At 65.8% G+C, this 25,415-nt stretch carries 24 protein-coding genes, 1 tRNA gene and 1 pseudogene; 13 read left to right on the plus strand and 13 right to left on the minus strand.

Going from position 1 to position 25,415, the window contains the following annotated elements; genetic code table 11:
* Nucleotides 1–41 precede the first annotated feature (41 nt).
* Nucleotides 42–2,825: a PAS domain S-box protein gene (locus tag P1K32_RS12105; RefSeq protein ID WP_276249980.1), complete on the plus strand. Its 2,784-nt coding sequence runs from the start codon at nucleotides 42–44 to the stop codon at nucleotides 2,823–2,825.
* Here the strand turns inward: P1K32_RS12105 and P1K32_RS12110 are convergent.
* Nucleotides 2,800–3,462 carry a TVP38/TMEM64 family protein gene (locus tag P1K32_RS12110; RefSeq protein ID WP_276249981.1) on the minus strand — a complete coding sequence of 221 codons (663 nt, stop codon included), beginning with the start codon at nucleotides 3,460–3,462 and terminating at the stop codon, nucleotides 2,800–2,802. The two genes, P1K32_RS12105 and P1K32_RS12110, sit on opposite strands and share 26 nt — an antisense overlap.
* Before the next feature lie 86 nt (nucleotides 3,463–3,548).
* Nucleotides 3,549–3,728 (minus strand): DUF7317 family protein, encoded by a 180-nt coding sequence (locus P1K32_RS12115; protein WP_276249982.1) that lies wholly within the window; start codon nucleotides 3,726–3,728, stop codon nucleotides 3,549–3,551.
* Between the two features lie 237 nt (nucleotides 3,729–3,965).
* On the opposite strand from P1K32_RS12115, the gene P1K32_RS12120 reads away from it, so the two are divergent.
* Entirely contained in the window at nucleotides 3,966–4,334 is a 369-nt protein-coding gene (locus P1K32_RS12120) for a DUF5830 family protein (RefSeq protein ID WP_276249983.1), read from the plus strand.
* Between the two features lie 180 nt (nucleotides 4,335–4,514).
* On the opposite strand, the gene P1K32_RS12125 is transcribed toward P1K32_RS12120, so the two are convergent.
* Nucleotides 4,515–5,468, minus strand: coding sequence for a DUF7115 domain-containing protein (locus P1K32_RS12125; protein WP_276249984.1), 954 nt, complete (start codon nucleotides 5,466–5,468; stop codon nucleotides 4,515–4,517).
* Between the two features lie 115 nt (nucleotides 5,469–5,583).
* Here P1K32_RS12125 and P1K32_RS12130 point away from each other — a divergent pair.
* Nucleotides 5,584–5,728, plus strand: a tRNA-Met gene (locus P1K32_RS12130).
* Between the two features lie 165 nt (nucleotides 5,729–5,893).
* Here the strand turns inward: P1K32_RS12130 and P1K32_RS12135 are convergent.
* The 3 genes and pseudogenes from P1K32_RS12135 to P1K32_RS12145 form a co-directional block, all read right to left on the minus strand.
* Nucleotides 5,894–6,301 (minus strand): annotated as a pseudogene (locus tag P1K32_RS12135) (halocyanin domain-containing protein); the annotation flags it as partial.
* 416 nt (nucleotides 6,302–6,717) lie between these two features.
* Nucleotides 6,718–8,460, minus strand: a complete 1,743-nt coding sequence (locus P1K32_RS12140; protein ID WP_276249985.1) for an FG-GAP repeat protein — start codon at nucleotides 8,458–8,460, stop codon at nucleotides 6,718–6,720.
* A 221-nt stretch (nucleotides 8,461–8,681) separates the two neighbouring features.
* A complete protein-coding gene (locus P1K32_RS12145; RefSeq protein ID WP_276249986.1) occupies nucleotides 8,682–9,062 on the minus strand; it encodes a nuclear transport factor 2 family protein in 381 nt (126 codons plus the stop codon).
* A gap of 74 nt (nucleotides 9,063–9,136) precedes the next feature.
* Here P1K32_RS12145 and P1K32_RS12150 point away from each other — a divergent pair, with 74 nt between their 5' ends.
* Nucleotides 9,137–10,177, plus strand: coding sequence for a zinc-dependent alcohol dehydrogenase family protein (locus P1K32_RS12150; protein WP_276249987.1), 1,041 nt, complete (start codon nucleotides 9,137–9,139; stop codon nucleotides 10,175–10,177).
* 42 nt (nucleotides 10,178–10,219) lie between these two features.
* Nucleotides 10,220–11,446 (plus strand): FAD-dependent oxidoreductase, encoded by a 1,227-nt coding sequence (locus tag P1K32_RS12155; RefSeq protein WP_276249988.1) that lies wholly within the window; start codon nucleotides 10,220–10,222, stop codon nucleotides 11,444–11,446.
* Between the two features lie 116 nt (nucleotides 11,447–11,562).
* Here P1K32_RS12155 and P1K32_RS12160 read toward each other — a convergent pair whose 3' ends face one another.
* On the minus strand, nucleotides 11,563–12,132 hold the full coding sequence (locus P1K32_RS12160; protein WP_276249989.1) for a response regulator transcription factor: 570 nt from the start codon (nucleotides 12,130–12,132) through the stop codon (nucleotides 11,563–11,565).
* A 146-nt stretch (nucleotides 12,133–12,278) separates the two neighbouring features.
* On the opposite strand from P1K32_RS12160, the gene P1K32_RS12165 reads away from it, so the two are divergent.
* The 5 genes from P1K32_RS12165 to P1K32_RS12185 all read left to right on the plus strand — a co-directional run bounded on the left by P1K32_RS12165 (nucleotide 12,279) and on the right by P1K32_RS12185 (nucleotide 15,011).
* Complete coding sequence (locus tag P1K32_RS12165) at nucleotides 12,279–12,716, plus strand: pyridoxamine 5'-phosphate oxidase family protein (RefSeq protein ID WP_276249990.1); 438 nt, start codon at nucleotides 12,279–12,281, stop codon at nucleotides 12,714–12,716.
* A gap of 125 nt (nucleotides 12,717–12,841) precedes the next feature.
* Nucleotides 12,842–13,258 carry a DUF8009 family protein gene (locus P1K32_RS12170; RefSeq protein WP_276249991.1) on the plus strand — a complete coding sequence of 139 codons (417 nt, stop codon included), beginning with the start codon at nucleotides 12,842–12,844 and terminating at the stop codon, nucleotides 13,256–13,258.
* A gap of 203 nt (nucleotides 13,259–13,461) precedes the next feature.
* A complete protein-coding gene (locus tag P1K32_RS12175; protein WP_276252192.1) occupies nucleotides 13,462–13,704 on the plus strand; it encodes a DUF8028 family protein in 243 nt (80 codons plus the stop codon).
* 95 nt (nucleotides 13,705–13,799) lie between these two features.
* Nucleotides 13,800–14,462, plus strand: a complete 663-nt coding sequence (locus tag P1K32_RS12180) for a ribonuclease H family protein (RefSeq protein ID WP_276249992.1) — start codon at nucleotides 13,800–13,802, stop codon at nucleotides 14,460–14,462.
* 297 nt (nucleotides 14,463–14,759) lie between these two features.
* Nucleotides 14,760–15,011 (plus strand): DUF8015 family protein, encoded by a 252-nt coding sequence (locus tag P1K32_RS12185; protein ID WP_276249993.1) that lies wholly within the window; start codon nucleotides 14,760–14,762, stop codon nucleotides 15,009–15,011.
* Nucleotides 15,012–15,167: 156 nt separating this feature from the next.
* On the opposite strand, the gene P1K32_RS12190 is transcribed toward P1K32_RS12185, so the two are convergent.
* Nucleotides 15,168–17,423: an NADP-dependent malic enzyme gene (locus tag P1K32_RS12190; RefSeq protein ID WP_276249994.1), complete on the minus strand. Its 2,256-nt coding sequence runs from the start codon at nucleotides 17,421–17,423 to the stop codon at nucleotides 15,168–15,170.
* A 109-nt stretch (nucleotides 17,424–17,532) separates the two neighbouring features.
* On the opposite strand from P1K32_RS12190, the gene P1K32_RS12195 reads away from it, so the two are divergent.
* Nucleotides 17,533–18,027 carry a COX15/CtaA family protein gene (locus P1K32_RS12195; RefSeq protein ID WP_276249995.1) on the plus strand — a complete coding sequence of 165 codons (495 nt, stop codon included), beginning with the start codon at nucleotides 17,533–17,535 and terminating at the stop codon, nucleotides 18,025–18,027.
* A gap of 21 nt (nucleotides 18,028–18,048) precedes the next feature.
* On the opposite strand, the gene P1K32_RS12200 is transcribed toward P1K32_RS12195, so the two are convergent.
* The 3 genes from P1K32_RS12200 to P1K32_RS12210 are packed head-to-tail and all read right to left on the minus strand — an operon-like array spanning nucleotide 18,049 to nucleotide 20,194.
* Nucleotides 18,049–19,548 carry a replication factor C large subunit gene (locus tag P1K32_RS12200; protein ID WP_276249996.1) on the minus strand — a complete coding sequence of 500 codons (1,500 nt, stop codon included), beginning with the start codon at nucleotides 19,546–19,548 and terminating at the stop codon, nucleotides 18,049–18,051.
* A 43-nt stretch (nucleotides 19,549–19,591) separates the two neighbouring features.
* Complete coding sequence (locus P1K32_RS12205; protein WP_276249997.1) at nucleotides 19,592–19,963, minus strand: type II toxin-antitoxin system VapC family toxin; 372 nt, start codon at nucleotides 19,961–19,963, stop codon at nucleotides 19,592–19,594.
* Nucleotides 19,964–20,194 (minus strand): AbrB/MazE/SpoVT family DNA-binding domain-containing protein, encoded by a 231-nt coding sequence (locus P1K32_RS12210; protein WP_276249998.1) that lies wholly within the window; start codon nucleotides 20,192–20,194, stop codon nucleotides 19,964–19,966.
* Between the two features lie 151 nt (nucleotides 20,195–20,345).
* Here P1K32_RS12210 and P1K32_RS12215 point away from each other — a divergent pair, with 151 nt between their 5' ends.
* Both P1K32_RS12215 and P1K32_RS12220 read left to right on the plus strand, forming a co-directional pair.
* Nucleotides 20,346–20,915: a type IV pilin domain-containing protein gene (locus tag P1K32_RS12215; RefSeq protein WP_276249999.1), complete on the plus strand. Its 570-nt coding sequence runs from the start codon at nucleotides 20,346–20,348 to the stop codon at nucleotides 20,913–20,915.
* A gap of 60 nt (nucleotides 20,916–20,975) precedes the next feature.
* Nucleotides 20,976–21,683: a helix-turn-helix domain-containing protein gene (locus P1K32_RS12220; RefSeq protein ID WP_276250000.1), complete on the plus strand. Its 708-nt coding sequence runs from the start codon at nucleotides 20,976–20,978 to the stop codon at nucleotides 21,681–21,683.
* Nucleotides 21,684–21,847: 164 nt separating this feature from the next.
* Here the strand turns inward: P1K32_RS12220 and hmgB are convergent, their stop codons facing one another.
* Together hmgB and P1K32_RS12230 are read right to left on the minus strand one after the other, a co-directional pair.
* On the minus strand, nucleotides 21,848–23,185 hold the full coding sequence (gene hmgB, locus P1K32_RS12225; RefSeq protein WP_276250001.1) for a hydroxymethylglutaryl-CoA synthase: 1,338 nt from the start codon (nucleotides 23,183–23,185) through the stop codon (nucleotides 21,848–21,850).
* A gap of 134 nt (nucleotides 23,186–23,319) precedes the next feature.
* Nucleotides 23,320–25,356, minus strand: coding sequence for a hypothetical protein (locus P1K32_RS12230; RefSeq protein WP_276250002.1), 2,037 nt, complete (start codon nucleotides 25,354–25,356; stop codon nucleotides 23,320–23,322).
* Between the last annotated feature and the right edge of the window lie 59 nt (nucleotides 25,357–25,415).

The raw sequence follows: 25,415 nt of genomic DNA on the forward strand, positions 1-25,415 counted from the left end.
CTGCTGGCGGATTTATAGGGATGGAAACATAGTATGTGGCAATGAGTAGTGAGGGCGATATCCGCGTGCTCCACGTCGACGACGAACGGGAGTTCGCGGAGGTCGCCGCCATGCACCTCGAACGGGCGGACGAGGGCCTGGACGTGGTCAACGAGTTTTCGGCCCAGGACGGGCTGGACCGACTCCGCACCGACCCCATAGATTGTGTCGTTAGCGACCACGATATGCCGGGGATGGACGGCCTGGTGTTCCTGAAGGCTGTCCGCGAGGAGTTCGAGGAACTCCCCTTCATCCTCTTTACCGGGAAGGGCAACGAAGAGATAGCGAGCGACGCCATCAGCGCGGGGGTCACGGAGTACCTCCAGAAGGACGTCGGCACCGACCAGTACACCGTGCTGGCGAACCGTATCAGACGGGCAGTCGGCGAGACCCGGGCCAAGTCGGCCCTCCAGGAGTCAGAACGGCAGCTCTCGACGCTCATCTCGAACCTGCCGGGGATGGTGTACCGGGCGCGCAACGAGCCCGGCTGGCCGATGGAATTCGTCAGCGACGGCGCCGCCGACCTGGTCGGCTACGACGCCGAGGCCATCGAGTCCGGCGACGTGGTGTGGGGCTCGCTCATCGACGAGTCGGACGCAGACCGTATCAACCCGCAGGTCGAAGCGAGCATCAGAGCCGGGGAACCGTTCGAGGTGAGCTACCGGGTCACGACGGCCGAGGGCGAACACCGGTGGCTGTGGGAACGGGGGCGGGTCGTCGGGAGGGCGAGGGCTTCGACCTCGAGGGAAGACGGACCCGCCGGGTCCGTCGACAGCGACGACGGCGTCGAGGTGCTGGAGGGGTTCATCACCGACATAACCGCCCGGAAGGAACGCGAACGAGAACTGGAACGGGAGCGGGAGTTCACGGAGAACCTCGTCGACACGCTCGACGACGTGTTCTATCTCATCAACCTCGACGGCGAGCTACTGCGCTGGAACGACACTACGACTGCGGTGCTTGGCTACAGCGACGAGGAGCTCTCGACGATGACGGCCTTTGACCTCATCCCGCCGGAGTTCCACGAGGCGGTCAGCGAGACAATCGAGCGGACCGTCCAGACCGGGCAGGCCACCTTCGAGGCGCCGCTGGTGACGGCCGACGGCGAGCGCATCCGCCACGAGTTCCGGGGCTCGCTCATCGAGGACGGGAGCGGCGACCTGCTCGGCGTCGCCGGTATCGCTCGCGACATCACCGAACAGCGCGAGCGCGAACGGACGCTCGAACAGTACCGGACCCTCGTCGAGAACGTCGGCGACCCGATGTACATCCTCGACGCCGACGGGGAGATACAGATGGCCAACGACGCCATGGTCGCCCACCTGGGGTACGAGCGCGCCGATATCGTCGGTAGCGACCCCGAGCGGTTCATCCCGCCCGAGGACGTCGAGCGAGGGACAGACGTGCTCACCGACCTGCTTGGCTCGCCCGAGCGGACGTGGAAGACCGTCGAGATGCGAACTATCGACGCCGACGGGAACCGGACTGTCACCGAGAACAAGGTCGCGCCGCTGGTCGACGTCGACGGCGAGTTCGCCGGCTCGGTCGGGGTGATGCGCGACGTCACCGACCGGAAGCAGCGCGACCGGGAACTGGGGCGCTACGAGACCATCGTCGAGGCCGTCGGCGACCCCGTCTACGCCCTCGACGAGGACGGCGCCTTCACGTTCGTCAACGAGGCCATCGAGCCGATGACCGGCTACACGCCCGACGAACTGGTCGGTGAGCACATCGGGACCATTATGACCGACGAGGACCTCGCGCGGGGCGACCAGCTCATTCAGGACCTGCTCGCGGACCCCGACACCGACAGCGGCACACTGGAGATGGACGTGGTGACGAAGTGGGGCGAGCGTATCCCGTCGGAGAACAACCTCGCCTTGCTCCCGAGCGAGGGCGACTTTGCGGGCACCGCCGGCGTCATCCGTGACATCCACGAGCGAAAGGCCCGTGAGGAGCGCCTCTCGGAGTTCGCCTCCGTCGTCAGCCACGACCTCCGGAACCCGCTCAACGTCGTCCAGGGGCGGCTCTCGCTGGCCCTGGAGACCGGTGACGTCAGTCACCTGGACGCCGCTGCCGGGGCCGCCGACCGGATGGAACAGCTCATCGAGGACCTGCTGACGCTCGCCCGCCAGGGCGATGCCGTCGGGAGCGTCGAGCGGATAGACGTCGCGACGGCCGCCGAGGAGGCGTGGGCGAGCGTCGACACCGTGGGAGCGACCCTCGAACTAGTCGATACCGCGACCGTCGACGCCGACCCGGACCGGCTGCAGGAGCTTCTGGAGAACCTGTTTCGCAACAGCGTCGAGCATGGTCGTTCGAGAGACGGCAAAGCCGTCTCTCGTGATGACGAAAATTCCCAAGAGGAATTTTCGAACCACTCGACGAGCCCTGCCTCGCAGGCTCGGCAGGACAGCGTGGAACACGGTCGGCCGAGAGATGGCGCGGAACAGGAGACGGCCCGCCACAGACCGACGTACGACTCCATCTCCAGGCGGCCACCCGAGGACGCTTCCATGGCGGATCTGACGGTGACCGTGGGGACGATGTCGGCAGGTAGCGACGCCATAACCGGGTTCTACGTGGCCGACGACGGCCCCGGTATCCCGCCGGAGAACCGCGAGAAAGTGTTCGAACGGGGCTACACCACGGCCAAAGCCGGGACCGGTTTCGGTCTCGCTATCGTCGAGGATATCGCGACCGCCCACGGGTGGTCGGTGCGGGTGACCGAGAGCGAGTCCGGGGGCGCCCGCTTCGAGTTCACGACGAGTCGGGCCGACCGCTGAAGTGTCGGTACGTCGGACCGGCCAGCACGAGTACCGAGAGCGAGCCAAGCAAGACCAGCAGCTGGGGCAACGCTTCGATAGAGAGCCCTTCCAGTGTCAGCGACCGCATCGACGCGCCGGCGATGACCTCGACGACGACCCACGGAATCTCGCCGACGAACGTGCCGACGACGAACGCTCGCGTCGAGACGCCCGCGAAGCCGGCGCCGTAGGAGACGGGGTCGGCCGGCACCGGCGAGAGTCTGGCTGCCAGGACACCGCGCGTCTCGCCGGTCACTTCGATGATGCGCTGGCCGGACTCGCCCAGCCAGCCGAACATCCCGCCCTGCTCGCCCGCCCGTTCGGCAAAGCGGTAGGGGATGAGACAGGTCACCAGCGCGCCCATCAGCGCCACCGGAATCCCGTAGCCGATGCCCAGCACGAAGCCGACGAAGGCCGAGAGCGGCATCGTCGGCCACGCGAAGAAGGGGCGGACGAGATACAGCGTGACGATGACGCCCGCGAGATATACCGGGTGGTCGGCGAGATGCATGGCCTCCCCGATGAGTCGAGCCGGGGAGAAGACGGCGGCGACGGCGGCGACGGCGACGACGAGGGCGGCCGACCCCAACAGCTGTCGCTTCGCGAGACTGTCCATCTACACGTGTGAGTGGTGCGGGCCGTCAAACCTCTTGTGGTGGGCGTCAGCGGGGAGTCTGTATAAAAAGCCGGCTGCGTCCGGTGTTAGTTACGTGTCGTTGTCCCGACGGCGCCCTGGTCTTCGGGTCGGAGGCTGATGCCTCGGGAGCGCAGTTCGGCGGCGAGTTCGCTTTCGTCGACGCCTGCTCGTGCCGCTATCTGAGAGAGGCTCAGCTCCGTCGTCTGGTACATCTCGACCGACTGGCTGAGTGGTGTGTAAGTCATTGCACTCGAACGGAGGGACCAGACACGTATAAATCTTGTCCGAATATTGAAATGTATGTCACGAAAAGTCTGGAGATTTCATCGTCAATCACTATATATAGTTCTATAAATGGACAATCGTCATTATCGGCTGCTTGTCGGACGGTGGCGAGTTGCAAGTCGTTGACACTGGGGAGACCGCTCTCACACCCTCGACCGGCGGTAAGGATTAATCCGGTCGCACTCGTCGGGGCTGGTGTGCCCGACGACGCGCACGACCCCGTGGAACTCGGGGTCGAACTGCTTGCCCATCTGGAACAGGAGTCGCTGTCGGTCGCCGAGGCGATAGACCGCATCGAGACGGTCACCACGAACCCCGGCGTCCAGCGCGAGATTCTCGACACCGCGGCGATGCGCGGCGTCATCGACCGCGAGGACGGCCTCGTCCGTCCCACCTCGGGTGGCACCTACGTCAGCTTCGACGCCGACGTGGTGGTCCGGGAGGGCGACTTCTCTTGTGAGCGCTGTGGCGCCGCAATCAGCACCGGCCACTTCGTCCAGTTCGATGGCGGCGAGCTCGGGCCCTTCGGCTCGACGTGTATTCGGAAAGTGCTGGGGAGAGAGTAGCGAGGTCACGAACGAAGTGAGTGACCTCGACGGAACGGGGAGCGGAGCGACCCGTGGAGTAGGAGGACTCGACCGACGGGAGAGTCCTCCGAACGTGCGAGCGGCGGAGCCGCGAGCAGTAGCGAGGTCCCGACCGGAGGAAGACCTCGAGAGCGAACCGGCGAACGGTATCCTGACTGTTTAGCGACCCTGCCGTAGTTCCTCGATTAGCGTCTGGATGGTCTCTTCCTGGGCCTCGATGCGCTCGTGCTGGCGTTCGATGGCCGTCGTGAGGTCGGCGACCTGCTGTTCGAGGGCGGCGATGTCGCCGCCGTCGTCGGCGCTGTCGGGAGCGGGAGCGACGGTCTGGGTGCTCGGCTCGGACGACGCCGTCGTCTGGGCCGGTGCAGTCGCCGTCTCGTCACCGTCACCCTCGTCATCGTCGTCGTCGCTCACCAGCGGGTCGATGCCGCTCTCCAGTCCCAGCCCGCCGCCGTCGTCGGGTTCGTCCTCGGCGTCGGTCGCCACTTTCGCGTTGAGGTCGGAAAGCGACGATACCTCGTGGAACGCAAAGAGAGCCTCTTGGAGCGTCTTGCGGACCGCGGGGGCCTGGTCGCTTGGCGCTTTGATTCGTTCGGGGCGGTCCTCGACGGCGAGGACGATGGCCGTCGCGACCGACCCCTCCTCGAAGTCAAGGCCCGTGACGGCGTCGAACGGGTAGGACTCGAAGTCGTTGTCCCAGGTGACGCTACCGATGTGTTTGAGCAGCCGTCCCTCCGTAATCACGAGCGTGAGTTCGCTAAAGCGGAAGACGCCGGTGACCTGCTCTTCGGCGTCGATGGCGTTCGAGGCTCGCAGCGTGCCCTCGATGAGCCGTTCGAGGACGGCATCGGTGCGGCTCCCGGGGACGCCGAAGTCCCGCTTCCCGTCGGTGTAAACGAGCGTGAACTTGGTCTTTCGGCGCCCCTCCGAGACGGTCAGTCGTTCGAAGTCGAAGGGGTAGGCCTCTACCTTCTCGTCGCTCAGCAGGCCTTCGCCACGGTAGACGAGCGTTCGTGTCGACGTGAAACAGACCGCGTCCTCGTCGCCGAGGGTGACGCCGGCCTGGATCTCCTCGTCCCCGAGCTCCTGCCGGACGAGGTCTGGAATATCCATGCAGGGTGCATACCAGCGCGGTGGCTTAAATCCCCCGACCGTGTGAGGGCGCCACAGTCTCCGGGGAGATGAGAACCTTCAATACGGCGAGTGGCAAAGCACCGAGTGCACTTGAGCCCGGGTGGCTTAGCTGGACATAGCGCCGCACTCATAGGGTCACACGACTCATGCGGTACCACACCGGCATGACCCGTGGGGTGCTCGTCACACCCCGGACCTGGGTTATGCGGAGATCGAGGGTTCGGAGCCCTCCCCGGGCATTTTCCAAGGAACGACGAGCGACAGCGAGTCGTGACGCCGTGAAATGCCCCAGTGGCGACGAACCCGTAGGGTCTCGGCGAGCGTATCGAGCCGAGAGCAGGAAAGAGCTTGCTCTTTCCGTGGTTCGGAGCCCTTCCCGGGCATTCGCAAACCGCCTAGTCGGTCGTCGGATAGTCGTCGCCGACGATTATCGACCCCTTCATGGCGAGCCCCTCGTGGGGCGTACAGTGGTAGTTGTAGATGCCGTCTTCCTCGAACGTATACGAGTAGTTGACGCCCGGCTCAGCGACTGCATCCCCGGAGTCCAGCGGGCCGTCGTCGGCTGAGACGACGGTGTGGGCGCCGCCCTCGCCGGTCCACTCCCACTGGACCGTGGCGCCGTTGTCGACGTGGACCGCGGGCGGCCCGAAGCCGTATGGGCCGCCGTTGGCTTCGACGCCGACCCCGACGGTGATCTGGGACCGCCCGCGCGCGTCTACGATAGTTCCGTCGTAGTTGCCCGCCGGTGCCAGATACGAATCGACCGCCGGTCGTGGGTCGGTGGTGGGCGTGCCCTGTTCCTCGGTCGGTGTCTGCTCCGGCGTCGCTGTCGGCTCCTTGTCGGTCTCTGTAGCGGTCGGTGTCGACTCCGTGCCGGTCTCCGCAGCGGTCGGTGTCGACTCCGTGCCGACCCTCGTGGCGGTCGTCGTCGGGTCTCCGGAGGACCTGGTCGCTTCGGACTCCGGGGTGCTGGAACAGCCGGCCAGTCCCACCGACGCGGCCCCGGCCAGAAGCGAAACGACCTGTCGCCGTGTCTGTCGGTCTGCCATACCGTTGCGTGATAGCGCGGAGGCATAAAATCGATGCCAAACGGCCGAATTAAACGGCGGCGTCGGTCACACCCGCCAGTTCAGGCGCCCATGCCGGCGAGCGAGGGCTCTCACAATGGGGGGCAGTGGGCGGCGAACCCGAGAGAGTTCACGCGACCGTGGGGAGGCCACGCCGTGACTCACCGCTGGAAGAGGTACGCCGTCCCCGACCGTGCGGCGCTTCCGCCCTGGCCGTCCTCGGCACAGATGAACGCGGCGTCGCCGGAAAGCGCGACGTCGGAGCCGAACTTGTCGTAGGGCTCGCCGTCGTCGGCGGTGAGCTTCGCCAGCTGGCTCCAGTCGGTTCCCGAGCGGGTGAAGATGTAGGCCGCGCCCTGGGCGTCGCTGCCCAGCCCGTCGTAGACGTCCGAGCCGACGAGCAGACGGTCGCCGTCGAGCGATATCGAGTAGCCGAACCAGCCGCGGGGCGCCCAGTCGTCAGGGGTGAGTTTCGCCCGCTGACGCCAGTTCGAGCCGTCGCGGCTGTAGACCCACGCGGCGCCGGCGTCGCCACCGGAGACGTCGTCTTTGTGTGCGTTGTGGCTCGCGACGACGGCGGTATCGGCTTCGATGGCCACCGACTGGCCCTGCCGGTCACCGCCCATGGCGTCGTCGCTCCGGAGGAACGCCTGCTGGCTCCAGCTATCGTCCGAGCGGGTGAAGACGAACGCGCCGCCGACGTCGCTGTAGCCGCGGTCGTAGCCGATGGTGAACGGGGCGCCGGCGACGACGGTACCGCCGTCTATCGCCACGTCATGGCCCAGCCCGCCGGCGGTGTCTTCCACGTCGGTCCGCTCGTCTTCGAGTTTCGACTGCTGGCTCCAGCTCTCGTCCGAGCGGGTGAAGACGTAGACGATTCCGTCGCTGTCCTCGCTGGTCCCGTCGGCCTCCGGCGCACCCACGACGACCGTGTCGCCGTCGATGTCGAACGCGCTGGCGAACCCGTCGTCGGCCTCGAGGTCGTCGGGCGCCAGCGTCGCCTGTCTCTCCCAGCGGTCCTCCGACCGGGTGAAGACACACACCGAGTCGTTCTGTTCGACCGCGTCGTTGGGCGCGTCGACGAGCACGGTCTCGCCGCTGATGGCCACGTCGTTCCCGATGACGTCCACCTCGTCACCGAGTTTCGCCTCCATGACCCAGCCGTCGTCGGTGAGGGTGTAGACGTACGCCGCGGCCGCTCCGTCGGCGCCCACGACCGCCGTGTCACCGTCCATCGCCGCGGCCGCGCCGAAGCCGGCGTCCAGTCCACCTCTGATGAGCGTCCCGACCTGTGACCACCGTTCCGCCGGGGGGACTTCTTCGAGGGTGACCTCCACGAGGTCCATCGGCGAGCCGATCTCGTCGCCGTCGCTGTCGGTCGCGGTGACGCCCTCGTAGTCGGCCGCTGCTGGCCCGCTGGTGGACTCCGTCGACACGCGATAGACGCTGTCCGTCTCCAGTGTCTCCTCGTCCCCGACGAACACCCAGGTCCCACAGGACTCTTGCCAGGGGCCGTGGCCGCTGGGGCCCCCGGCGAGCCCGACCTGTTCGTCCGCAGCCGCGGTGTAGGCCTCGTACCGTTCGGTCGCCCCACCGCCCGCCGACGAGTCGGGTACTTCGACGGAGACGCCGGTCTCGCCGTCACCGTCTTCGGCCACTCGCTCGACGTAGAACGTGTCACCCCACCCCTCGACGTTCGGGACGCAGTCGACGTCCTCGGCGCCCGTGACCTTTCGGTACGACGAGTGGCTGATGTAGCCCTGGACAGTGGTCTGATCGTCGCTAGCTTGCGCAGTGACACTCCCGCCCGCAAAGACGCTCGCTAGCAGTCCCCCACCCGCGACTGCACCGCTGCGAAGGACGTCACGCCGGTTCATCTGGTTCACGCCCATCTCATCTGACATATGTCTGGCGTCGCCGTTGCTACCGATTAGTTACGCACGATGTACGTACCAGTTCGACAGCTGTAGACAGTGATACGCTGCAAGTAGATGCATCCTACTACAGGTTCCGGAGCAGCTGTGGTCCAGCTCGCTACGTCCGGTGTCGGCACCGGCCGCCTGACACGGGAGCCAAGCGACTGGCTCCGGTGCAGGGTCGACATAACTGTACCCGCCGGGGGCCGCTACAGCTCCGTCGCGACGCTGACGTGCATCCCGACGAACGACCAGTCCCCGCTGCGGTGTTCGAGGGTGCCGCTCCATCGGGTGTCGAACTCGTACCGTTCGCCCGCTTCCGTCCAGGCAAGGCCCACGTCGTCGCTGAACCAGGCGACGGCGTCGCGCTGGGTGACACGCAGGTCCCGGCTGTCGACGGTCCAGTCGCTCGTCGAGGCGGTCTGGTCGCGCAGCCCCGCCTGGACGGTGTCGGAGCCGACCAGCCGCTCTGAGACGCCACACTTCACGATGGCGTCGTCGTCTGGCCGGTCGTCCGCGAAGAAGGTATCGAGTGGTGCCCCGTGTCGTAGCGAGTCGTAGTACTCGTGGATGGTGGCTCGCGCGTCCATAGCGGAAGCATTCGCATGGAGCAACTTACCGCTGTGGGGCGAACGAATTTCAAGCGGCCAGTCCAAGGAGGGCTATGCGCGCAGCTATCTACAACGGTCCCGGCGACATCACCGTCGAGGAGGTCCCCCGGCCCACCATCGACGCACCGACCGACGCTATCGTCCGAGTCACGCACACGGCCATCTGTGGCTCGGACCTGTGGTTCTACCGCGGCGAGAGCGACCGCGAGGAGGGCTCCCGGGTCGGCCACGAACCGATGGGTATCGTCGAGGAGGTGGGCGGGGCGGTCACCTCGGTCGAACCGGGCGACCGCGTCTTCGCCCCGTTCCTCATCAGCTGTGGGTACTGCGAGTTCTGCCGGAAAGGCTTGCACACCTCCTGTGTCAACGGTGACTCCTGGGGCGGCGAGAACGGCGGCTGTCAGGGGGAGTACATCCGGTCGACCCACGCCGACGGGACGCTCGTCAGGGTGCCCGACCGGTACGCCGACGACGAGGACACACTGCGGTCGGTGCTCCCCCTGACCGACGTGCTGGCCACGGGCCATCACGCGGCCGTGAGCGCGGGCGTGGGCGAGGGCGACACCTGTATCGTCGTCGGTGACGGCGCCGTCGGGCTGTGTGGCGTGCTGGCGGCTCGGCGGCTGGGCGCAGAGCGCATCGTCTCGATGGGCCACCACGAGGACCGCCTCGACGTGGCCGAGCAGTTCGGCGCGACGGAGACCGTTTCCGCCCGCGGCGAGGAAGCCCTCGAGCGCGCGACGGAACTCACCGACGGCGGCGCAAATCACGTCCTCGAGTGCGTGGGTGCCGCGTCGGCGATGGACACCGCCATCGAGGTCTGTCGGCCCGGTGGGACCGTCGGCTACGTCGGTGTCCCCCACGGCGTCGACGAGTCGGGACTGGACGTCTTCGGACTCTTCCGCCAGAACCGAACGCTCCGGGGCGGCGTGGCGCCGGTGCGGGCCTACGCGGAGGACTTGCTCGCCGACGTGTTGCAGGGGACGCTCGACCCCTCGCCAATCTTCACGAAGACTGTCGATCTCGACGGCGTGCCCGAGGGGTATCAGGCGATGGACGAGCGCGAGGCCATCAAAGTGCTCGTGAAAGTGTGAATTCGCCGTCAACCACATAAGTACAGAAACCAATATGGTGCGATGGCAACCACTACCACGGTTCTGGTCGTCGGCGGCGGTGCGACGGGCACTGGCATCGCACGCGACCTCGCCTTGCGCGGGGTCGACGTAACGCTCGCCGAGCGCGGTGGCATCTCCAGTGGCACCTCTGGGCGCTCACACGGGCTGCTCCACAGCGGCGCCCGCTACGCCGAGGCCGACCGTGTGGGCGCCGAGGAGTGTATCGCGGAGAACCGGATACTCCGCGAGATAGCCGGCGAGTGCATCCGCGATACGGGTGGGTTGTTCGTCCAACTCGCCGGGGACGACCCGGACTACTTCGACGAGAAACGGGCCGCCTGCGAGGAGATCGGTATCGAGACCGAGGTGATGGACGGCGACGAGGCCCGCGAGCGGGTCCCCGACCTCTCGGCGGCCGTCGAACGCGCGATGTGGGTCCCCGACGGGGCCATCTACCCGTCGCGGCTCTGTGCGGCCAACGCCGCCGACGCCGAGGCCCACGGCGCGACGATTTACCCGCACGGCCCGCTCGAGGAGCTGACCGTCGAGGACGGCCACGTGACCGGCGCTCGCCTGGGCGGGACCGTCGACGACACTGTCGAGCCCGACTACGTCGTCAACGCTGCCGGGGCCTGGGGCGGCAAGGTAGCTGCTATGGCCGGCCTCGACGTGGAGATGGCCCCCTCTCGCGGCGTGATGGTCTCCGTCGAGTACGACCGGCTGGGTCCGGTGTTGAACCGCTGTCGGGACCCCGACGACGGCGACATCGTCGTGCCCCACGAGAAGCAGGCGGTGCTGGGGACGACGAGCGTCCCCGTCTCGGACCCCGACGAGTACGAGGAGGCCGAGTGGGAAGTCGAGAAATCAATCGCGGAGTGTGCCGAGATGCTGCCGCCGGTCGCCGACGCCCCGGTCGTCCGGGAGTGGTGGGGCGTCAGACCGCTGTACGCGCCCGACGAGGGCGACGGCAATCGCCGGGGTATCTCGCGGGGGTTCTTCGCGCTCGACCACGCCGAGGACGGCGTCGAGAACATGACAAGCGTCGTCGGCGGGAAGCTCACGACCTACCGGCAGATGGCCGAGGCGGCGACCGACCGGGTCTGTGCGAAACTGGGCGTCGACGCCGACTGTGAGACCGCGACGCGGCAGTTACCCGGCGCCGAGGACGCGGCGCGGCTAGACGAGCTCGTCAAGTCCTACGACGGACAGGGCCCGACCGACCAGGACGTGGTCGGCGAGGATGCCTGAGCGAAGCGAGGGCATCCTCGAGGCAAAGCGGGGAGAGCGAGGCGCCACGCGCCTCGAAATCGAACGGCGCAGCCGTGAGCGCAGCGACCCGTGGAGCTGGGCGCGACCCAGTAGGGTTACCCGCTGGGAAAATCCCGGAACGCCGACTCGAAGTCGTCGAGTTCGGTGACGGCGGCGTCGGCCTCCTCGCGCAGGGCGTCGACGCGCTCGCTCACCTCGTGGTACTCTTCGTGGGCGTCGAGTTCGACGGGGTTCTTCTCCGCCTCGAGGGTGGCCTTCTTCGAGGCCATGGCGAAGTACTCCTGTAGCTGTTCGTCGTAGGAGTCCCGCGTCAGCATCGTCTCGACCATCTCCAGCAGGTCGCTCCGACCCACCGGTTTCGTCAGATAGTCGTCGAAGGGCATCTCGATGATATCGAAATCGGGGTCGACTGCCGTGACCATCACCACGCGGCAGTCGAGTCCGCGCGCTTCGATCTCTTCGAGCACTTCGTCGCCGGACATCTCCGGCATCTGCCGGTCCAGAAACACCACGTCGGCGCCGTCGACCAGTTCCAGCGCCTCGCGCCCGTCGTGGGCACTCCGAACCTCGTGTTCGGTCGCGAGCCACGCCGTGTAGAGCTCGGCCACGTCTCGTTCGTCGTCGACGACGAGAGCCGTAATCTCCTCTGTTGCTGTCGTTTGCACCCTTTCACCTCCAGTCAGTAACCGCGTTCACGCTACGCCACTTTGACTAGCCTCCATGATAAATCCACCCTCGGTATTATCAACGCTGATTTTTCAGGTCGGTACCACCCCAGCATAGATACCCCAGCAACTGCTACGACTATGGGATGGTTTCCGTCACTGGTGTGTGGTCACGCGAGGACCTCGCCGCGTTCCTTGAGGCCCAGACGGCCCCCCTGCGACTTGGCTGTCGGCGGCCCCGCGGTGACCTCTGGATGCTGTCGCTGTGGTATCGCTACCAGAACGGCGCCTTCGAGTGTGCGACGGCCGCAGACGCGGACGTCGTCTCGTATCTGGACCACGACCCCGACGTCTCCTTCGAGGTGTCGACGAACGACCCGCCCTATCGCGGTGTCAGGGGCAACGGGACGTCGACGGTCACGACCGACGAAGAGAAAGCGGTCCTGCGGGCGCTCATCGAGCGGTATCTCGGCGGGACCGACAGCGACCTCGCACAGCGACTGCTCGCACCGTCCCGCGAGGAGGTCTGCATCCGTATCGAACCGGACCGGCTCCACTCCTGGGACTACAGCGAACGGATGTGAGACGGTCGGTTGTAGCTGTTTTCCGGTTATCGTTGCACGTGGCCGACGATACCGGCAAGAGACTACAACCGACCGTCTCAGTCGTTTCGTCGGCGCTTTGTATCGCGCCCACGTACGTGTCGTCGATGACTCCCGACCCGTCGGTGCTCCGGTCCCTCGCTATCAGCGCGGAGGACCTGCTCGCGGCGATGGAAGCCCACGCTCGCGGTGGGCCAGCGACCGTGCTGCGTGTCACCCCGCCGTTCAGCGGCCGGATGCGCGCGCGACTGCACGTGGTTCAGACGGACGACGACACCGAGGAGACGGTCCATATCTCGCCACAGACGCTCCTCGACGAGGACGCGCCGGCGTATCCGACGCCGGACGAGACGGCCGACGAACTCCGTTCGCACGAGGAGCTTGAATACTCGGTCGACTGCCACCGCGAGTACCACGAACAGCAGGTCGAGGACTGGCGGGCGGCAGTGCTCGACCACGTCGTCGACGCTGTCAGGCTCCCCGAAGTTGACGGCGATGTGACCATCTCGCTGCTCGGTCCATAGTCTCTTGAGACCTCCCGAGCAGTATGTACTGTGTATTATCAGCAAAAACGGCCTTAGATCGCGATATAAAATCTCTCGACGGCTCTAAATAGGTTGTGAAAGGTTGGCAAGGAGCCGTCTAGTACCGTGAAACGGGCCGAAATATACCGAAACCTCTCGCAGTTATAAGATGATAACAACTGTAGCCCATGACAGGTGAAATCATGTCGAGTTCGTCAGTAAACGAACTGTTCGCCCTCGTGGACGACGCGGTCCCCAGCGTCGGCCGCACACTCGTGGCGCCCATTCGGGGCGTCGCGTTCTGGACGGCCATCGCCCTCCCGTTCCTCTATCTCCCGCTACTGGCGACCGGGCTCCAGTCCTCGGCCGTCAGGACGGCTTTCGGCGTGTTGGTGCTCGCCAACGCCGTGGCGCTCCTCGTCGGCCACTCCTACGCCCGCGAGTGAACTGGTCTCGGGACGGCGGCGACGTCGACTCCGGTACGTCGGTTTACCAGGATTTCGGGCCACATATTTAATATCCCGCTTGTCCTACCTATCTTATGGCCGCTTATGGCCGGCCGACGTTACGAGACCTGTTCGATGAGTCACCGACGCCTCACATCGCCCACCCGCCTCGTAGCCACCATCGCGACTTCTACATCGCTACCGATGGCTCGTTCCGACCCCACAGCGGTGGGCCGGTAAACGGCGACCGAACACCGACTGAGTCCGGCGGACTCGGTGTCGTCATCGAGACGCTCGACGGCGAGCGCGTCGTCCGACTGTCGGTGCCCGACTGTGCCCCCGACAACAACGTCGCGGAGTATCGGGCGCTGCATCTGGGACTGGACGTCCTCGCGACACGGGCGCCAAAAGACGCCCGCGTCGGGCTGCTCATCGACCACGACCAGCTGGCCGAGAACGTCAACGCCGAGGTGCTCGCGACACACAGCTCGGCGTACGACCCACCCCACGGGGTCAGCGTCCCGCCGGCGACGGGACTCCACTGGCGGGGCATCCAGGCCCGCATCAACGGCTTCGAAGAGGTCCGGGCCGCACGCATCGCGAGCGACCACAACCCGGCCCATCCGCTGGCAAACGCCCCCGACCAGTACGACCACGTCAACGGCGAGCCGGACCGCTGTCTCCGGCCCGAATCAGCGAGTTCGGACGAGCGGGTCCCGCCGCCCTCCAGAGCCGACCGGGGCGAGGCGTCGGACTGACGACGGCCAGGAGCGGACCGACAGCGGCTCCTTTTCTCGGTGCGTGTGATCCTCCGATAGCGGACTCAGTGGCGTCTCCCACCGTGTGATAGCGGACACAAGAGCGTCTCCCACCGTGTGATAGCGGACTCAGTGGCGTCTTTCGAGACGCGCGTGGAATTCTGATAAGTTATGAATTCCCTATATTGTGACTTGTGTAACGTTCGAAAGTGGTTCGGAGAACCTTTGCAGAACGTCACCCAGCTCAAATTTTAAGTGGGGGCGGGTATATAGTATACAACGAGAGGTGTTCCCCGCATGAGTACCGAATCGAAAACACGAGGCCCCGAGGAACAGTACCTGAACCAGTCGGCGCGCCCGACCGCCGTGTCGCGGTACGACCTCGTCCTGGCGGTCATCCCGCTGGCTTTCCTCTTGGCCGCCGCTGCCAGCGGCGTGCTCGGTGTCTCACTGTCGACCGCACTCGCCGTCGGGTCGCTCCTTGGAATCGCGGTACTCGCTGACGCGCTCTTTTTGCATCCACCGACCGGCGGCGGGCCGACGAACTAGTTACTCCTGCTGTGCGTCCACCACCGCGACACCCGCCAGCTCGACGACCACCTTTTTGCAGGTACCCTTCCTCGCTCGTTTCCCTCGCTCCGGGGAGGGCACCTGGAAAAACGTGGGCGAAAATGGCCGGTCACTCACTCCGTTCGTGACCGGGTGCTACTCCTGCTGTGCGTCCACCACCGCGACACCCGCCAGATTGACGATATCTTTCACCTCGTCGCCGCGCTGGATGACGTGGACCGGCTTGTCCATGCCGACGAGCATCGGGCCGATGGCCTCGGCGCCGCCCAGCCGCTGGAGGAGCTTGTAGCCGATGTTGCCGGCTTCGAGGTTCGGGAACACGAGCACGTTCGCGGGGTCGTCCAGCTCGGCGAAGTCGTAGGTGCCCGTGAGGATGTCCTCGACGACGGCGGTGTCGGCCTGCATCTCACCGTCGACGGGGAAGTCGACGCGGTCGTCGGCCTGCAAGTCGGCGACGGCGTCCCGGGGTTTCTGGGTCCCGGCGTTGTCGACGCTGCCGAAGTTCGAATAGGAGAGCATCGCGGCGCGGGGCTCGACGTTGAACCGGCGGGCCAGCTCGGCGGTGTGGCGGGTCACCTCCGCCAGCACGTCGGCGTCGGGGTTCTGGTTGACGGTGGTGTCGGCACAGAAGACGACCTGGTTTTTGAACGTCAGCATGTAGACGCCGGCGGCGTAGTCGGCGTCCTCGGCGGTGCCGATGACCTGCAGCGGCGGGCGCAGCGCCCGCGGGTAGTGGTGGGTCAGCCCCGTCAGCATCGCGTCGGCGTCGCCCATCTCCACCATGACACTCCCGAGGTAGTTGCCGTTCCGACACAGCTCCTCTGCCTCCCGACGGGTGACGCCCTTGCGCTGGCGCAGTTCGTACAGTCGGTCGGCGTAGGCGTCGATGTCCGCGGTCTCGGGGTCAACGACGACTGGGTCGAATTCCAGGCCAAAGCGGCGGCGGGTCGCCTCTATCTTCTCGGCGTCACCCAGCAGGACCGGTTCGGCGATGCCCTGCTCTACGAGCTGGTAGGCCGCCCGGATCATCTTTTCGTCGTCGCCCTCGCCCAGCACCACGCGCTTGGGGTCGCTCTTTGCCTTGTTCAGGACGACTCGCATCATCTCGCGTGATTTCCCCAGCCGGGCCTCCAGCTGTTCGACGTAGCTGTCGGTGTCGATCTCTGTGCGTGCACAGCCGCTGTCCATCGCGGCCTGTGCGACGGCGGGGGTCACCTCGAACAGCACCCGCGGGTCCAGCGGCTTCGGGATGATGTACTCGGGGCCGAACTGCAGCGGCTGGTCGCCGTAGGCCTTGACGACGGCGTCGGGCACGTCCTTGCGCGCCAGCTCGGCCAGCGCTTCGGCGGCGGCGACCTTCATCGCCTCGTTTATCTCCGTCGCCCGCACGTCGAGCGCGCCGCGGAATATAAAGGGAAAGCCCAGGACGTTGTTCACCTGGTTCGGGTAGTCAGAGCGCCCCGTCGCCATGATGACCGTGTCGTCGCGGGCGTGTTTGGCCGTCTCGTAGTCGATTTCGGGGTCCGGATTGGCCATCGCGAAGATGACGGGGTCCGCGGCCATCGACTGGACCATCGCCTCGTCGACGATGCCGCCGACGGAGAGCCCGACGAACACGTCCGCGCCGTCCATCGCGTCGGCCAGGTCACCCTCGGGGACGTCGCGAGCGAAGGCCGATTTGAACTCGTTGAGCTCCTCGTGGTCGGCCCGGTCGGCGGTGATGATACCCGAGGAGTCACACATCGTGATGTTCTCCCGCTTTGCGCCAAGCGAGACGTAGAACTCCGCCGTCGCGATGGCGCTGGCGCCCGCCCCGGAGAAGATGATATCGAGGTCGGAAAGGTCCTTGCCAGCGATGTCCGCGGCGTTGACCAGCGCCGCCCCGGAGATGATGGCGGTGCCGTGCTGGTCGTCGTGGAACACGGGGATGTCCATCGTCTCCCGGAGCCGTCGCTCCACCTCGAAACACTCCGGTGCCGCGATGTCTTCGAGATTGATGCCGCCGAAGGTCGGCTCCATCGCATTGATGGCGTTGACCATCACGTCGACGTCCTCGTCGGTGTCGAGTTCGATGTCGAAGACGTCGATGTCGGCGAAGCGCTTGAACAGCACGCCCTTGCCCTCCATCACCGGCTTCGACGCTTCGGGGCCGATGTCACCGAGCCCGAGCACGGCCGTCCCGTCGGAGACCACGCCGACGAGGTTCCCCTTGGCCGTGTACTGGAACGTCTTCTCGGCGTCCGCGGCTATCTCCTCACACGGCGCGGCCACGCCCGGCGAGTACGCAAGCGAGAGGTCTCGCTGGGTGTTTGTCGGTTTCGTCGTCGCTATCTCTATCTTGCCGGGCGGGTCCTGGCTGTGATACTCCAGTGCGTCCTCGTCGAGTCCCATAGGGAATGCCAGTCAGGCGGCCGTATAAATGTACGCTGGGTCATGGGCGGTGTCGCCCCCGCGAGCGCAAAGAGCGATTCCTAAGTACATCGAGTCCTCAGTGCCAACTATGACCACCCGCTTCCGCCAGTTGCTCACGGCGACGACGGCGCTTACCTTCGGGCTCATCCTGCTCGGAGTGTACACCGGAGCCATCGGTGCCGGCCTGACCTGTGAAGGTCGCTGGCCGCTGTGTGACGGCTGGCTGAATCTGTTCCCGGCTAACTGGGCGAGCTTCGTCGAGTGGTTCCACCGCCTGGTCGCGATGATAACCGGCTTCGCTATCATCGGCTCGACGGTCGCTGCCTGGCGGGGCGACTACTCGTCACGAATCAAGTATGCGACCGGCGTCGCCACGGTCGTCCTCCCGGTCCAGATACTGCTCGGCGCCAACACCATCATCAACTTCGGCGCGCTCGCGCAGGTGCTTCACCACACCGCCGCGCTGACGATTCTGACCGCGATGGTCGCCGCGACCGCGTGGTCGTTCGACGGACCCGCGACCGCTGCCGGCGCCGACACGTCGGCCGACTCGGGGACCGACGCGACGCCGAGTTCGGACTAGAAAGGCTGTTTTTCCGGCCCGCTACATGAAGTCCGAGAGGCCGGACTGCTGGTCGTCATCGTCGGCGACCTCGCTGTCGACCGTCTCGTCGGGCTCGTCACCGTCGTCATCGTCGCTGACTGACCCGCCCAGGGTCGCCTGAGCGTCCTCGTCATCCCCTTCCTCGTCGTCACCGCCCACATCCTCCTCCACGTCCCCGGCGCCGTTCGCGACGGCGCCCTCGAAGGCCCCGCCCGAATGCTCGACGGCCGCTTCCTCCCGCAGCCGTTCGGCGTCCTCGACGACGGACTGCACTTTGTTCGTGGACTCGCCCGAGCCAGTGATGAAGGAGACGTGGTCGGCCTCGAGTTCGTAGGTCGCGGCCATCGCCACGGTCAGCTCGCGGTTCTTGCAGTGATGGGTCATCGTCGCGAGGAACGGCATAACCTCCCGGCGGGCCGTCCGCATGGAGACGCCGTCGATGGCCGCTATCTTCTGGGCGATGTAGTCTCTGGTGTTGCGAGCCCCCTTCGAGCGGCCGAGCTTCGACCAGTAGCTGGGCGGGCCGTAGCGGGTCCACCCTCCTTTCTCCCCGTCGCGGGCGGCGGCCACCCCGGCGGTCATCGCGTCGCCGGCGTAGCGCCAGAAGGAGTAGTTCTGGGTCGCACGCACCCGGCCGAGCCACCGGTCGGCGTCCGACAGCGAGCGGTAGGCCCGCGCGAGCTCCGCGCCCTCGTAGTCCTTTGGCATGTTGTCCTCTATCCAGTTGATGAGGTCGTCGGGCGTCTCGTCGACGTCGTAACTGTCTTTCAGCGCCGTCTCGGCGTCGCCCTCCTTCAACACGACGTCCAGATACTCGAAGATGCCAGAGGAGGTGTCCCGTTCGCCAGAGACGTAGTCGTCGGCCTCGATGCGCTCGTTGCCCTCCGCTGTCGTCTGGAGGTCCTTGATAGCACCCCGTAAATCGCCGCTGTTCTGTTCGGCGATGTCCTCGATGGCGGCGTCGGTGTACTCGATGCCCTCCTTCCGGCAGATGTCCCGCAGGACCGGGACGATAGAGCGCTTCTGGACCGGGGAGAACTCGATGTCCTGGCAGCTGTTCCGGAGGCTATTGGACATCTCGTAGTACTCGTTGGCGATGAGAATCATCGGCTGGCCGGCCTCCTTGACGAGCGAGCCGATGGCTCGGGCCCCGCCGCGGTCCGAGTTCCCGTGGATGTTGTCGGCCTCGTCCATGATGACCAGCCGGCGACCCGCCCCGCCGGCGGTGAGGGTGCCCGACTTGGCGGCCTCGCCGGCCACCTGATTGATGACGTCTTTCGTCCGGGTGTCGCTGGCGTTGAGTTCGATGGTTGGCCAGCCCATGTCGCTGGCGAGGGCGTGTGCCGCGGAGGTCTTGCCCACGCCGGGCGTGCCATGAAGGATGACAGCCTCGTGGTGGTCGTCCCACGTGTCGGCCCACTCTTTCAGGCTATCGCGGGCCTTGTTGTTCCCCCGTACCTCCGAGAGCGTGCTCGGGCGGTACTTCTCGGTCCAGTCCATTGGTCCGTGGTTGGCGCGAGGGTCGTTTATGGATTGCGGAGCGTCACTCGTCGGCCGAGCGCAAATTCAGCCGGTTCGCGAATCCATCGCACGTGCCGTCGCTGGAGACGATGGTGTCGCCGCCGGACTCGACGAGGTGGAGCGCGTCGAACGGTGTGAACCCGTGGTCGTCGACGTACGTCGCCGCTGTGACCACTGTGTCCACGTCGCCGCGAACATCGAGAAATTTTGCGGCGTTCGTGACGACTCGTTGGGTATCGCGGTCTTCCCGGTAGGCGACCAGCAGGAGTTCGATGAGCGTGAACTGTGAGGTCCAGAGTTCGTCTTCGTGGTCCCGATACACCGTTTCTGCCGCCTCGCCGAGCCAGTCTTCGTCCTTGATGAGCGCGAGGAGAAAGTCCGTTTCCGCGTACATTCAGCGCCCGGCCTCGTCCAGTGACACTTCGCGAGCCCGGTCTCGAAGTTCGGCTGCCGTCTTGTCCACGTCGTCGAACTCGTCCCGAAGCGCTTCGAGGGGGTCCCCAGCGACCGGAATCAGCTTGATGCCGTCGTGCACGTCGACGACGTGATAGCTGTCGCCGTACCGCTCCCGAATCTCTTTCGGGAGCGTCAGGCGCCCCCGGTCATCGAGCGTCGTATTGGACATACGTCCTCCTACAATGGGTATCCTGAAAAGAGTTCCCCGGAAGCGTCTATCTACCCATCAGTGGCGCTTCACGCAAAATTGCGTGTCGAGTAGCTCTCTGGGGTTGCGGAGACGGCAAGAGTTCTTGTCGGATAGCGCGCCCAGACCGCCCGTGTCACCTCGCCGCGTCCGTCAACCGAGCGATCGCGCCCTCTCGCCCGTCGTCGGCGTCGTCTTGCTCGTCGGCCTCACACTCTTGCTGGCCGCCACTGTCTCGGCCACTGCGCTGGGACTGACGGACCAATTGACCGACCCCGCCCCGACGGTGGCCCAGTCCACCGGGACCTACGACCGCTACGCCAGCGGCGGCGGGCACTACACAGAGCAGGTCGTCCGCATCACGCACGAGGGCGGGGACACGCTCACCGTCGCCGACATCGAACTCGTCGTCGACGCGAGCGACGCCTGCGGGAAGACCGGCCGGCTGGTGAACCTCCCCGCCGAGGGCGACGACCCGCGACCCGCAAGCAAATACGTCCGCGGCGACGACATCTTCGACAACTCGGCGAACTCGGTGGAGGGCCCCATCGGCACCGGCGACGGCGAGTGGTCGGCCGGCGAGACCGCCCAGTTCCGCCTCGCGATACGGGCCTGTCGCGTCGACGACGGCGACCGACTCGTCGTCCGCATCGTCCACACGCCCACGGACGCCGTCGTCGCCGACCAGCCGATCAGGGCGTGAACCGCTGGCTCCGCCCCTGCTCCGGTACGCTTTTGTCCGCGACTGCCCTCCCGCTAGCCAATGGCACGGGGTGCCCGCGACGAGCTCGCCGAGAAGATCGCCGGCGAGGTCGCACTCAGCGACGACCCGGGGGCGACGCTTCGAAAGTGGCGGACGGACTTCGACGTCGCTCAGACCGAACTCGCCGGGCGGCTTGACGTCTCGCCGTCGGTCGTCTCGGACTACGAGAGCGGCCGCCGCGACAACCCCGGTATCGGCGTCGTCCGGCGGCTCGTCGCCGCCTTACTCGACATCGACGAGGACCGCGGCGGCGACCACATCCGGCAGTACGCCCGCGTCCTCTCCTCGGGCTTCGACAGCGACGTCGTCCACGACCTGCGGGAGTATCCGGCGACCGTCGGCGTCGACCGGGTGTACGACGCCATCGACGCCGAAGAGCTCCATCGGGGCGGGGCCGACACCGTCGCCGGCCACACAGTCATCAACTCCATGGCCGCCATCACCCGGCTCTCCTCGGACCAGTTCCACCAGCTCTACGGCCAGTCGACCAACCGGGCCCTGGTCTTTACAGGCGTCACACGCGGCGAGTCGCCGCTGGTAGCGATGCGGGTGCTCTCGCCGACGCCCAGCGCCGTCGTCCTGCACGGCCTCGACAGCGACGACATCTGGGAACACGCCCCGGACCTCGCCCGCATCGACGACGTCTCGCTGGCCGTCACCGACGCCGACCTGGAGACGGTGCTGGGCGGGCTGCGCGGGTTGCCCTAGCCGTCTCTCACAGAATCATAGTCGGCCTGCTGACTCCAGATACAGAGAGCCGGAAAGCCCCGGCTCTTTCTGGCTGTTCACCGGATGGTTGAGTGGAGTTGCTAGCGGGTCTATTCGGCTGTCACCAGTCCTGTCCTCGTCACGAGAGACAGCTAAAAGCCGGACTACTCCACGTACTTGTACGTCCGCTCGCCCATCCGGCCCCAGCCGTCGAAGACGAACTCCTCGCTGGGCTCGGTGAAGGCCTCAGCGTCGGCCTCGGCGTCGTGGTTGTGGACGTCGTGAATCTGCTCGTACTCCTCGAAGGACAGCTCGTAGCGGGTCCGAATCTGTTCGTCGACGTTGAGCTGGGCGATTTCGTCTTCCCAGCCGTCGACGACCGTCTCGGCGTGGACCTCGGCCTGGGCGCCGGAGCCATACGAGGCCACCAGCAGCTGCGTGCCGTCGAGGTCGCGACCGTTCTCGCGGGCGTGTTTGAGGCCGGCGGCGCGGGCGATGTGGACCGACCCGGTGTACCAGTTCCCGACGTGGCGGGATATCTCGAGTGTCGGGTCGATGGTCTCGCCGTACCACGCCTGGTAGCGTTCGGTCTCGGTCAGCGAGTCGGTGTACTCCCGGATGGCCTCGTAGAACGCGTCGTCGTCGTCGAATGCATCGGGCACCGGCTGGTAGCCGATCTCCTCGGCGAGTTCGTCCTCGATCTCTGTGTCGCGGATGATGTGCCGGTAGCCAAGCGCTGCGGCCTTCCGGACCATCCCCGGGAACGGGGTGTGGAACGGGATAAGCGGGTAGTCCTCGGGGTGGATGTCGCCCGAGACAGACGCGAAGTCTTCGAGGGCCTCGCGCATCCGCGCGAGGTAGACGTTGACCGACCGTTTCCCGTCGACGGAGGGGAACTGCTGGTTGGGCTTGAGGAAGTCCGTCTCGTCGGCGCTGCCAAAGCCCTGTTCGGGCGAGAGCTCCACGAGGTCGGGGTCCTCGGCGACCAGCATCGCCACGGCCCCGGCGCCCTGGGTGGCCTCGCCGGGGTCGTCGCGGGCATAGAGTGCCGTATCGGTGGCGATGACGATAGCCGCGCGGCCGCGGTGCCGGTCGGCGCGAATCCAGTTGTACGCGTCGTCCAGGCTCTGGGTGCCCGCGATACAGGCGAACTTCCGCTCGCCCTTGTTGGCGTGGTGGAAGTCGCCGTCGTACACCTTCTCCAGACAGCCCGCGACGTAGGTGGAGACGGGCTTTGAGTTGTCGAAAGAGGACTCGGTGGCGACGTCGATGCGGCCGATATCATCGGGTTCGAGGCCCTTGCGGTCCATCAGCCGGTGGGCGGCGTTGGCCGCCATCGTCACGATATCCTCGTGGACGTCCGGGAACGAGGAGGCGTGCAGTCCCAGCCCCTTCGTGTACTTGCCGGGGTCGTCTCCCTGTGCCGGCGCGAACGTCTCGGCGAGGTCCAGTTTCAGCTTTCCTGTCCAGATCTCCATCGCGTCGATGCCGACTGCGGTCATTGCTGGAGGGTCAGCCCGTACGTATAAATGACTGTCGTCCACTAGTTCGACAGATGTCGACCTATGTGACTGCTCGACATCCCACGCAGTTAGCTAACTGAGGGAGAACGGCCACCCGGTCCGCGTCCTGTCAGCTAGAGCGCCGCGAAGTAGAACCGCTGGACTGTACCATCACTCAGTCCGATTGTCACCTCGAGGTCGGCATCGGCTTGATTGTCCACGAAGTCTAGATCTCCGAAGTCCTTCTCGAAATACCTGAACCAGACTTCCACCTGCTCGCCAGGACCGATAGTGATATCTGCGCCACCATTACTGGCGAACTCGTAGGTAGTGCCGTCGGCATTCGTATTGCCATTTCTGGCTATTGTCGTCGCCCCGCCGATTCGCATCTCGTCGCTATTGCCGTTGTCGAGTTTGGTCGAGGCTCCCTGATTCGCGAAATCGTCTACCGAGAAATTAACTGCAGTTACGGCTGTCGAACGAGTGTTCTCGATATCGAACGTCATCCTGTAATTGTCGTTTCCGCCGTAATTACTGGTCACTGTGTCCTCGACCGGTTCCAGTGCTTGCCCGCTGCCACCACCGCCACCGCCGCCACCACCCGAACTCACGTTCTCGACGGTCAGATTGAACAGGTCACTCGCGCCGCCACTTGCGGCGTAGACACCGACAGTACCGTTCTCGCTGGCGTTGAAGTCGGTGGTCGCCTCGCCGTCTGCATCTGTCTCGGTGTCCGTGGTCAACACGCTCCCCACAGTACTGTCGTCGCCCGCGAACTCCACGCCGAAGCCCTCGAGTGCCGGCACGGTGCCCACCCTGAGCGTCAGCGTCGAATCGCTACTACCCCCGACGTCCCACGTGCATCCGGACGCTGTGCAGTCTGACAGGACCGCATTGGTGTTGTCTGGCTCCGGGTCAGCCCAATTTAGGCTGTACGCGCCGCCACCGCCGCCACCGCCGCCACTCGACGACGCTGTCACGTCAACAGTCATCGAGACGTTCTGAACCGTTTCTGCGTTAAATGCCGTCGCATTGGCCGCATCAGAACTGACGTAGCTGAAGTTGACGGCCGTCTCAGGGGTCCCGGACTCAGGTGCCGTGTATTCGAACGTCACCTGTCCGTCGCTGTCCGGTGTCCGTGAGAGCCGGTCCAGGCTACCGGTGTCCGCCTGTGCGTAGACGGCGGTCTTTGCGGCGTCGTTCGGCGGGTTGTTGAACCGGTCGCGGACCTCCAGGGTCAGTTCGGTGGTCTCGCCCTGGGTGACGGACGCACCGTCGCCGTCGACGTCGGTCAGATAGGCGGTGTCCTCCTTCGTAACCCCAGACCCGACGCCGACCTTCGTTAGCTGGAGGTCGTAGGTCTCGCCCCGTTCGAGTTCGACGCTGACGTTGTAGAACCCGTTCCCACTGGGAGTACTCGTCACGTTCGTGACGTTTGGCTGGGAGGTCTCGAGGTCGTCCCAGTAGGCCGCCGACCGCTGGGAGGTGAACGTGATATTAATCGGCTCAGCACTGTCGTTTTCCAGGCTGACCCGCTGTGTCGAGCTACTCACGGACCGGACGTCGACCGACGTGGCCTGCGTCGAGGACGCCGAGACGCTGCCGTTGATGGCCACGAGCGAGATGTCGGTCCCGTCGATAAAGGACTGGTCCGAGACCGTGATGTTGCCCGTCGGGAACTGGTTGTAGAGGGCGGTCTGTTCGTACGTCGTGGCCGGCGGGTCGGCGTAGACGTTGTAGTTGGGCCGGTAGGTGAGACCGCCGGTGTTGTACGTCTGGCTCTCGTTCCAGAAGTCGCCCGTCTCACGGGCGTTGCTGCCGGCGGCCTGCGCGTTCGATATCTGTAGTGCGACGCTCTCGTCCGTCGTGCCGACGGTGTTCAGCGACCCCGACGGCGGGCTGGGGTTTCTGGCCACCAGCCGACTGGGATACCGGGTGCCCAACTGCACGGAGACGCTGCGGTCCTCACCGGTCCCACGGCCCGAGACGATGGCGTTACGGAGGTCCTGCATATCTGACTGGACCTGCTGGTTGTGGTTGAACTCGACCCCGCGGTTCTGGTTGGGGACGACGACGGCCTGGTAGCTCGCGAAAGCGATGATGAGGACGGCAAAGAGCAGGATAGCACCGATCTGGATAGACTGCCCTCGCCGGTCCCCGACCAAATCCATGCCGACTACTTACGTGGTGGTACGTAAAAACCTACCCGCCAGCTATCGGACGCGAAAAC

The organism is Haloarcula rara, assembly GCF_029338235.1.
GTDB classification, from domain to species: Archaea; Halobacteriota; Halobacteria; order Halobacteriales; family Haloarculaceae; genus Haloarcula; species Haloarcula rara.

Bases quoted from the DNA above. Each gene is read 5' to 3' on its own strand.
- P1K32_RS12170 (WP_276249991.1), top strand. From the start codon at position 12,842: ATGACTCCCGACCCGTCGGTGCTCCGGTCCCTCGCTATCAGCGCGGAG.
- P1K32_RS12190 (WP_276249994.1), bottom strand. From the start codon at position 17,423: ATGGGACTCGACGAGGACGCACTGGAGTATCACAGCCAGGACCCGCCC.
- P1K32_RS12150 (WP_276249987.1), top strand. From the start codon at position 9,137: ATGCGCGCAGCTATCTACAACGGTCCCGGCGACATCACCGTCGAGGAG.
- P1K32_RS12195 (WP_276249995.1), top strand. From the start codon at position 17,533: ATGACCACCCGCTTCCGCCAGTTGCTCACGGCGACGACGGCGCTTACC.
- hmgB (WP_276250001.1), bottom strand. From the start codon at position 23,185: ATGACCGCAGTCGGCATCGACGCGATGGAGATCTGGACAGGAAAGCTG.
- P1K32_RS12125 (WP_276249984.1), bottom strand. From the start codon at position 5,468: ATGGATATTCCAGACCTCGTCCGGCAGGAGCTCGGGGACGAGGAGATC.
- P1K32_RS12200 (WP_276249996.1), bottom strand. From the start codon at position 19,548: ATGGACTGGACCGAGAAGTACCGCCCGAGCACGCTCTCGGAGGTACGG.
- P1K32_RS12205 (WP_276249997.1), bottom strand. From the start codon at position 19,963: ATGTACGCGGAAACGGACTTTCTCCTCGCGCTCATCAAGGACGAAGAC.
- P1K32_RS12105 (WP_276249980.1), top strand. From the start codon at position 42: ATGAGTAGTGAGGGCGATATCCGCGTGCTCCACGTCGACGACGAACGG.
- P1K32_RS12145 (WP_276249986.1), bottom strand. From the start codon at position 9,062: ATGGACGCGCGAGCCACCATCCACGAGTACTACGACTCGCTACGACAC.
- P1K32_RS12210 (WP_276249998.1), bottom strand. From the start codon at position 20,194: ATGTCCAATACGACGCTCGATGACCGGGGGCGCCTGACGCTCCCGAAA.
- P1K32_RS12230 (WP_276250002.1), bottom strand. From the start codon at position 25,356: ATGGATTTGGTCGGGGACCGGCGAGGGCAGTCTATCCAGATCGGTGCT.
- P1K32_RS12115 (WP_276249982.1), bottom strand. From the start codon at position 3,728: ATGACTTACACACCACTCAGCCAGTCGGTCGAGATGTACCAGACGACG.
- P1K32_RS12220 (WP_276250000.1), top strand. From the start codon at position 20,976: ATGGCACGGGGTGCCCGCGACGAGCTCGCCGAGAAGATCGCCGGCGAG.
- P1K32_RS12175 (WP_276252192.1), top strand. From the start codon at position 13,462: ATGTCGAGTTCGTCAGTAAACGAACTGTTCGCCCTCGTGGACGACGCG.
- P1K32_RS12110 (WP_276249981.1), bottom strand. From the start codon at position 3,462: ATGGACAGTCTCGCGAAGCGACAGCTGTTGGGGTCGGCCGCCCTCGTC.
- P1K32_RS12180 (WP_276249992.1), top strand. From the start codon at position 13,800: ATGGCCGCTTATGGCCGGCCGACGTTACGAGACCTGTTCGATGAGTCA.
- P1K32_RS12185 (WP_276249993.1), top strand. From the start codon at position 14,760: ATGAGTACCGAATCGAAAACACGAGGCCCCGAGGAACAGTACCTGAAC.
- P1K32_RS12155 (WP_276249988.1), top strand. From the start codon at position 10,220: ATGGCAACCACTACCACGGTTCTGGTCGTCGGCGGCGGTGCGACGGGC.
- P1K32_RS12140 (WP_276249985.1), bottom strand. From the start codon at position 8,460: ATGTCAGATGAGATGGGCGTGAACCAGATGAACCGGCGTGACGTCCTT.
- P1K32_RS12165 (WP_276249990.1), top strand. From the start codon at position 12,279: ATGGTTTCCGTCACTGGTGTGTGGTCACGCGAGGACCTCGCCGCGTTC.